We start from the raw sequence: 8,909 nt of genomic DNA on the forward strand, positions 1-8,909 counted from the left end.
AATGTAAAATCCCATAAACATAATAGAACAAATCATCTTTTGTTATGGTTTGATTAGGATAAGCGGCTTTAAAATGTGCTAATCCCTCATCCGTAATGGCATCACGCCTCTGTAAACCAGCAGTTTTGTTTTCCTCTATAGAGTCTGTAAATAAATGGGATTGTTTCTCACTTTTACTTTTTGAGACCGTAGTATCTTCGTAAATATATCTTGGAAAGCATTGACTTTTTTCTATTGAATCAAAATTAGGTAAATCCTTACTCATTAGTACAGAAAAACCTTTCATTGCACCTACGCCTGTCACTTGTATTACTCTATTTTCAACCGCTTGTTCCATCGGGAATATACATGGAATTTGAGCAACCATTTCATTAAAGGCACGATTATAATAGAGCCATTGTTGTGTAAAAGGACGATATAAACTTTGAATAAGGCATGTATCTTCAAATTCAAAAATCTTTCCTTTAGTTAAATGTTTCTTAAGATTAATACTCCAACTAATTTTACTTTCATCGGCATTAACAAAATTGTCTACAGTTTTAGTACCTGTTTTACCGTCATTATGTGTATAAACACCATTAAAACGCTCCACTTCACTATTGTAGAAAGTAATCATATTACTCATATTTTTCGCGAGAGTTTCATTGCTTGCATTGTATGCCCAAGCATCACGATTGGTTTTTAGACCACAAGAATAAATCTCAAACAGTTTTTTACTATGAGGTTTCTTATCACCTAAAGCTAGGAATGTCTTGAAACTGTCATCACGTTGACCAAGCCAATCATTATGCTTATCCGGTATAATTATTTGCCAACCTTGTTTGCTCTGTGTAATACCATCAATGCTACCAAATTTTTTAATTGTCTTAAGCTTTTTTTCTCTTGTGAGATAATCTCCAATATCACGGAAATATATTTTCCCACGCTGTTGAGATTCTGGATTTTTTATGAGAATAGAGATAGCTATGGGAGCACGTGATCCAGAACCAAAAATCTTACCACCTTCTTTTCGCGAAAGTTCTCCAGAGGTTCGTTGATTACCCCGTAAATGGAAAATGTAAAGGCTGCTAAATTCCTTAACGAGGCATTTTCTTAAACCATTTAAAGAACATGCATTAATAAACCCTGCGTTTGTCACAAAACCAATAATACCACAATCTTTTATACGGTCACTTGCCCATCGAATTGCTCGTATATAGCTATCATAAAGTGCTTGCATATTGATTGATTCAGATTGAGCAGCATAAGTTTCACTGATACGATTATCTAATATGGGATAAGGGGTATTCTTCGCATTATCATTAGCACTTTTTTGACCAGTTGAATAAGGCGGGTTGCCGAAGATAACTTCGATAGTCAAATTTTTCTGATGTTCCAAATATTCACTGTTTTCTTTGAGTATACCTTCCATAAGATCTTGTTTTTCAATCATTCGAAACGTATCAGTCAAACCAATATGCTTGAAAGGGATATAATTTCCTTTCATAAGACCATGATAGGTTGCTTCGATATTAATGGCTGCTATGTAATAGGCTAGCAAGACAATCTCATTTGCGTGGATATCATAACGGTATTTATATTCCATATCCTCTGGTTTGATGAGATTGGATTGTAATAGCCGTGTGATAAAGGTCCCTGTTCCAGTGAAAGGGTCAAGAATAGAAACACCACGTGATCCTAGACTTTTTCCAAATTCATGACGCAACACATCATCAACAGAATGAATGATAAAATCAACAACCTCAATGGGAGTATAAACAATGCCTAATTTTTCTACTGTACGCGGAAAAGCATAACGGAAAAATTCATTGTAAAGCTCTACAATTAAGCTTTGTTGTGCTTCAAGAGTGGTAATTCCGCGGGTGTAAAATTGTACACTCTTAGAAATATTTTTGAGATCTTGAGATTCTTCTTTAGGAGTAACTTTATCAAGGGTATTGAGTACGCGTTGTAAAGCACAAGATACGGGATTCTCTTGAACAAACTGATGCCCCTCAAATAAAGCATTAAAGACTGGACGCGTCACAAGATGTTGCGCAAGCATTTCAATCGCATTTTCTTCGGAGATAGTTGTATTTAAATTACTACGTAATTCGGTCATAAAATCATTAAACACCTGCCGTGTTTCAGTTTCTGATTTCGTCAAAACCTCAGTTAAGCGTGTGATATGAGTTTGAGCAAGATCACCAACATTTATTGCCCATTTTTTCCAATAGCTAGGGTCGTAAAATCTATTAACAATAGCAGTTCTAATGACATCTTTACTTTTAGAAAAAAGGGGGAGTTCTCCTTGTTCTTCACATGTGTGAGAGGATTCGTAAGTTGCTAACCCAATATTAAGTCCTGAATACTCTAATTTTGAGCGTATAGGTAAATCATCAATAACTATAGTCGTATCTTCTAACGCAAGTTCTTGAGAAGCAGCAACGATTTCAAGAGCATCGCTTACGTCTTGTTTTTTGTGCATATGGTGAATTATTTTATTAAAGTTATCATCATGAGCACGTAAAGCATTGAGAACTTGCCAGATGACATTATACTTTTGGTTGTTTTCTAAGGCTATTTCCGGCGGAATGTCAGCGGGTATCCCAATGGGTAGAATGATATAGCCTCTTTTTTTACCCTCTGCTCGACGCATGACACGTCCTATCGCTTGAATAATCTCAATTTGACTTTTGCGCGGGTGTAAAAATAGAACGGCATCAAGAGCAGGAACATCAACACCTTCAGAAAGACAGCGTACATTGGTAAGTACACGACACGTATTTTCCCCCGCATCTTCCTTTAACCATTCAAGTTGTTTTGTACGCTCTTTAGCACTAAAGGTTCCATCAATATGGGCAAGGGTACAGTTAAGAGGAGGAGTATCTTTATAGTTTTTATGAAGAGCGCGCAAAGATTCTTGCACTTTTTCTTTTTTGAATCTCTTGCATATGCGTTTAGAAGTCTCAATATCTTTGCAAAAAGCTAAAGCTCTACGCATGGGGTTGGGGTCATCTTTAAGATCAAGTTTCAGATCCATTTTAGTAAGAGCTCTATAACAGCCATTAATCTTGGTCCTATCGTCAAGAATAAGTTCATAATTCTTATCGGTAATCAGATGTTGAATGGATTGGCTTACTTCTTTTTCATTGACAACTAATATGATAACTTTACAAGGTGCTAACAGCTTATCCTCTAAAGCACGTGAAAAGTTGTAAGTGTAAAGTTGTTTGCCATAGAGTTTTTCATTATCCATGGACACCAAAACGTTATTGGATAAGAAAGCATTCCTTTTCAGCTTGTCACTAAAGATCTTTGGGGTTGCTGTCATGTAGAGGCGTTTTTTGCCTCGAATAATGCTATTGTCATGAACCTTGATAAATTCAGATTCATGCTTTTCTGTTCCCAACACAACACCAGTTGTTCTATGGGCTTCATCACAAATGATCAGATCAAATTCAGGTAACCCATGGGTATTTTGTGCATCCGAAATCACTTGGATAGAATGATAGGTTGAAAAGATGACCGTCATTGCATCTGCTAGGTTTTCGCAAGCTTCTTTGGCAAGGGCTTTCGCATCCGTGGTAGCAGGGAGAACAAGATCTGATGTTTCCATGCCAACAATATCATCTTGGTTTTTACGACGCTTGCCTACTTTCGTATCAGAACAAACCGCAAAGGAACGCAACGGGACTTGTGCATCGGCTGTCCATTCACGGATTGTTTGCGAAACTAAAGCCAGAGAAGGAACCAGAAACAACACACGCTTGCCTGTTCCTGCTATGGTTTCTGCTATCTTAAGGCTAGTGAAAGTCTTCCCCGTTCCACATGCCATAATTAGCTTGCCACGATCTGCTTCTTTTAACCCTTCACAGACTTTCTTGATGGCTTCTTCTTGATGTGGACGAGGCTCTTTTGTTGATTTCAGAAGAACTTCTTGTTTTGTTGCAAATATTTGCCAATCTATCCGACTGTTTTCCATATGACGAAGGTCAGTACGATAAACGGGTATCGCTTGTCCTTTAATCATGGCATTCACATTGTCACTTAATTCCACTTCTGTGGTATCAACGAGAAGACGATATTTAAAGATGTCTTTTCCAGAGGCAGCGATAAAGCTATCAATATCTTTTTTACTGATCTGATGGTCAGCTTTATAAAATTTACATTGAATAGCCACATATCCCTCTTGATGACGAAGCTTTCCCACCAGATCAATGCCGATATCATTTTTATTCCAACCTTCACGCTCTTCAGCCCATTCATAATAGGTTTCTACCTTTTCATAGCGTCCATAATGAAGAGGGTCATGCATAAGATAAGCCATGACAAGATTTTCAAACAATGTTCCCAATTCACGAGGTGATTTTGCTTGTTGACGATAATATTCTAAGAGAGAGCGTAAAGAGACATGTTCATGATCAGAATGATGAGGGCGAAGCATAAAGAATAAACTCCATGACAATATATTCTATTGATTAATTCTCTTCAAAAGAATCAAAATGAAGCTTATTAAATCCATTTTGAATGAATAGTGTGAAAAATTCGGAAAATGCTAAAAAGCGGATAAATTTTTTTCAAAAGTTTTTTTTAATGCTGTTTATCCACAGCCCATGACATGGGATAAGATCAGCAAAATAGTGAAATTTGCTGTTTATTTGATGTGTTAATTGACCTGTTAATCAAGACAAATGCACCATGGACTTTAAAACATCATAATGAGTATTTTGATAAGTTTTATGAATTATTTTATAGATAGGTTTTGTCTGTTTTTAACCCCCCCAAAACACCTACAAAACATATATTATTGGTTGAATTTATAGGTTGTAATGTCGATATAGGTTGTTTTTTTAGATCTGTAAAATATTAACCACTTGAAATATAATAACTTTTATTTTTGACTAAAAAATATATATAAAGAGGGGTAAAAAGAACCCCCATAACCCCCATAACTAATGATGGGGAGTGCTTTAAAGGTTCACTGTTATATTGTTTAATGTTTTATAAGATTTCCAAATTGCCTCAGTGTGATGTCTTATGACTTTTCACTAAGGGGTGCCATTCATAACGTATGGTAGGTCGACCGCCTTGGGAGTTATTCTCTCCAGAGATTTCACGAATATAGTTACAACGACATAAAAGCTCTAAAGCTTGCTTAACGGTTTGATTGTCTGTTAAACATTTCCAATCACGTTTATAAACATCCCTTGCTGTAAAAATATCGGGTAAATGATCACAGCGTTCAACAATTAATTTTGCACGCTCTGCTGTTAATGTATCATTCGCCGCATAAAGACGTTTTGCATGACTTAATAGATATTTTTCCCAACGCAATGCTGTTGTAATGGCATATAGACCAATTTCAAAACCACCACTATCAAGAAGTTCAAAAATTAACGCAAGGCTTGCTATGGTCTTTGGCATTTTTAAAACATGCGATTGTAAGCTTTCGGAGAAACGACCCCCTTTTGCTTCTCTATGAAGGTTTTCTAACCATTCATAAAATTTCTCTTGTGCTTTTGGCATAAAACGCATGATCAGCGGGTGTTCTGGAGAACCTAATCGTTTATCACGAAAAGAGCGAAAAACACCTTCATACTTTTGCCAGCCCTCTTGATTGGGCGGTCTATCAATCAATTTCCATTCTTGATTTTCATCGGGCCACACAATCATTTGAAACCGTTGCAATAAACCGTCATCGTTTATTCCATGGTGCATGGCTTGAATGATGGGAATAATTCGTGAAGGTTGAATGCCTCCAATTATTGATAACGTTACATGGGGGATAAAAATGGTTCCCCGCTCGATACGGTCATAGGTAAATTGATCATCTCCATTAAAAGCTGTGAGATAAAAAGCACGGTCTGTTTGATATTTCTTTCTTTCTAGATTGGTTAAAAAACCAGATAACTCATCACGAACCATTAAGAGACCACGGGGGGTTTCTTTTAAGAGTTCCCCAAGCTTTTCAACCGTCACATCATTGACAATAAAACGAGAGACATCATCATCATGTGTATTATCTTTAGAAGGGGCTTCAGACAAAAGAGCACGGGCTGTTTCAAGATCTCCTTTTTTGATCGCTTTATGGGCTTGTTTTTCCTTTTCTCGTTTGTCTAAAGTTTCAAATCTCTCTTCAATTTCTTGTTTTTCTTTCTGTTTTAACCACTCTTTATACCATTGCTTTTGAAGGCAAGTAATGGGCGCTAAAGCGGCTTTCATGGCTGGTGTTTTATATGTTGATGATTGACCAATAAGAGCGCCCCAGAGATTAGGGACAATCGTCCAATCATCATATTGTTTTGGAGCAACCCGCACGCCATTACCAATGACAGCCGCCAAACCGCATAAAGCAGAGACAGCAATAAAATCCATTGGAGCTTGTTGACGCTCTGAAACGTCATAAACATAGCGACTTAAAGTTAAAGGCATTTGCGCAGCATGAAAAGGCTCGACGGGTAAGAGAGTATATTCAAGTGGTTTTAATTCCCCCCCAACCGTTTTGTTGCAAGGCTTGTTCATAAGGAATGGCTTTTAAACAAGCATTATCGTTATCATTGACAGGGGTATTACTCTCTAAAATATTTTGATTATCTTTTGTCATATTACTTACCTTGAATAATAGAGAAAATCATTGAAATCTAAAGCGTTAGGGGCTTGCATGATAAAGACCTCAAAGCCTTGGCTATAAGCACGTGCAGCTAGGGTAAAACCTGCTTTACGACCCGCATCATCGCCGTCCATTGCAATTGTCAGATGTCCTTTTGTATGGGGTAAATTCATACGCATCATGCCACTGGTTGAAAGAGACGCCCATAAATTCACGGGCTCTGATAACAACCCAGACAGCAGAGACAGCCCCGTTTCAATGCCTTCACAAATAACCAGATGTTTTGGATTGGCTTGACTTAAATGCACAGCACCGCCCATTACAGATCCCAACATGGCTTTTGCTGGTTTCTGATCTGTTTTGCAGCCATTGGCTTGTAAAAAGGTTCTATGAATAGCAAAGGAGCCAGCACCCTTAACAAGAGCCACCAACGCGGGCAGTGTAATCCCTAATGGGTGCGGACAGTTGTCGTGAAAGCGTAAATCAGCAGGCAAATCACATGTAATACCCCGCATACGTAAATAGGTTTCTGCTAAAGTATTTTTGATTGGTTGGCATTGTTGCCAAATTGCTTTTGCTCTCTCTGCTTTCTGTTTTGCTCGTTTGAGATCAGCAGAAATCTGTTTTGATAAAGAAAGCGTCTGATCATAAGCTTGTTTTCCAAGCAAGCCAATTCTGATGAGCGCTTGTATGATCTCTCTAAAAGAGCAGCCAGCATAACAAGTGAGTAAAAGGCGCCCATCATGTCCATTGGTAAGGGATAAGCTAGGCAGCCTATCATCATGAGCAGGACAACGGGCTATCCCATAATATCCATGCCAAACCCCATGCAAGGCATTTGTGATGCCCCGAGCATTTATATTAAGAAAACATGTTTTTATCCTATGAATATTGCACCATAGGACGGATTATGCTAACTCTAGGGTAATGAGTTTGAGAAAGCCTTGTCCGTCCTTACGTGACAAGGTTTTTTTTATGCCGCGTCACTTTGACGTTGCTGTTTTGCTTGTTCGATGACATTGATAAGATCCGATTGTAACCAACGCGATAAAAAACCAAATTTTAGGGGTTTGGGGAGAGAGCCATTGGTCACATGACGGCGGAATGTTGATACACTCATATGAAGCAATTTTGCACTTTCACGGTCTGTCAAAAGAATATCATTTTCTATCATACTAAAATCCTTTCTATCAAAAAATGAGAACAAATCATAACTATTTATTAACCACATTTTGGTTCATTTAGAAAGATGTTTTATTTATAGAAAACAATATTTTATTATACAATTTCTGATGTGATACGTGATGAATCTTATTGAGAAAGAATGAGAGAGAAGAGAGCTAAAGTTATCCACAGATCATGGGGTTATGCACCCCATATCTTAAGATTGACCAGTGACATATGCCGCCCATTTATCCATATAGACACGACGCTGTTCTAGATAGTCAGTACGACGATAGGCACGCTCTACTTTGCCGCCAACTGTATGACCTAGAATGGTTTCAGCGACTTCATAGGGGGCATCGGTTGTTTCAGCAAGCCAATCGCGTAAACTAGAGCGAAATCCATGCGGACGTGCTTCAAGTCCAATCTGTTGCATATATTGTGACATGCAATTCTCACCAAGAGGACCTCGACCAGTTGCAGAAAAAAAGAAATCATTGCGTGAAAGCGAGCGCGCTTGTTTTAAAATGTCTAATGCCTCTGTTGATAAAGGCACACGAAACTCTTTTGTCGTATCACGCTTTCCTTTCATATTTTCAGCAGGGATTGTCCAGATATCACCTTCAATCTGATCTTTATGGATATAACGTAAAGGGCGTGTACGAACCCCTGTCAGAATAAGCAAGCGCAAAGCTAAATGTGTCATTGTTATCGTTTTACTGAGTGTCTGATAAAAGGCAGGAACATCTTTCCAATCCATGGCTGGTATATTTTGTGTTTTATGGAGTTGTTTACCTAAAAGAGCACGTGCTTTTGTTGTTGCTTGTAAATCAACATCTAATCCTAAGGCAGCCGCATGTTTGAGACATATATTAAGACGATTCAGTGCTTTCTCTGCTGTTGCAGCTTTTGAATGCCAAATGGGAGTAAGAACATTGCGTATTTCTGTTTGTGTAATCTCAGAAACCGGCAGACAGCCTAATTTGGGCAGAATATAAAGCCGTAAAGGTAAAAACCAGTCTCCAGCCTTACCATCATCTTTTAATTCAGCTTTACGACTTTCAAAAGCATCTAGAGCAATATCTTTTAAGTAATGGAGATTGCTTATTGCCTCACGCTTTTGTTTATCGCGTTCTTTAATGGGGTCACGCCC

General features: G+C 38.0%; 6 protein-coding genes. All 6 read right to left on the bottom strand.

The genetic code is table 11. From position 1 onward, the window contains the following. Window positions 1–4,426 (bottom strand): DEAD/DEAH box helicase (locus ACFIJL_RS08065; protein WP_375624101.1); only part of this gene is annotated, 4,426 nt, incomplete at its 3' end. A gap of 578 nt (window positions 4,427–5,004) precedes the next feature. After that, complete coding sequence (locus tag ACFIJL_RS08070; protein WP_375624103.1) at window positions 5,005–6,504, bottom strand: YfjI family protein; 1,500 nt, start codon at window positions 6,502–6,504, stop codon at window positions 5,005–5,007. After that, complete coding sequence (locus ACFIJL_RS08075; protein ID WP_375624105.1) at window positions 6,455–6,586, bottom strand: hypothetical protein; 132 nt, start codon at window positions 6,584–6,586, stop codon at window positions 6,455–6,457. Before ACFIJL_RS08075 ends, ACFIJL_RS08070 begins: the two co-directional genes overlap by 50 nt. A gap of 5 nt (window positions 6,587–6,591) precedes the next feature. After that, window positions 6,592–7,425, bottom strand: coding sequence for a toprim domain-containing protein (locus tag ACFIJL_RS08080; protein WP_375624107.1), 834 nt, complete (start codon window positions 7,423–7,425; stop codon window positions 6,592–6,594). A 140-nt stretch (window positions 7,426–7,565) separates the two neighbouring features. Continuing rightward, window positions 7,566–7,766, bottom strand: coding sequence for an AlpA family transcriptional regulator (locus ACFIJL_RS08085; protein ID WP_142417295.1), 201 nt, complete (start codon window positions 7,764–7,766; stop codon window positions 7,566–7,568). A gap of 207 nt (window positions 7,767–7,973) precedes the next feature. Next, on the bottom strand, window positions 7,974–8,909 hold a 936-nt coding region (locus ACFIJL_RS08090; protein WP_375624109.1), incomplete at its 5' end, for a tyrosine-type recombinase/integrase.

Origin of the sequence: Bartonella sp. TT119HLJHH, assembly GCF_042193385.1 — a bacterium.
Classification (GTDB): domain Bacteria; phylum Pseudomonadota; class Alphaproteobacteria; order Rhizobiales; family Rhizobiaceae; genus Bartonella.

What these genes read in the sequence shown, in the direction of transcription:
- ACFIJL_RS08070 (WP_375624103.1), bottom strand. Translation starts at nt 6,504, where the DNA reads ATGAACAAGCCTTGCAACAAAACGGTTGGGGGGGAATTAAAACCACTT.
- ACFIJL_RS08075 (WP_375624105.1), bottom strand. Translation starts at nt 6,586, where the DNA reads ATGACAAAAGATAATCAAAATATTTTAGAGAGTAATACCCCTGTCAAT.
- ACFIJL_RS08085 (WP_142417295.1), bottom strand. Translation starts at nt 7,766, where the DNA reads ATGATAGAAAATGATATTCTTTTGACAGACCGTGAAAGTGCAAAATTG.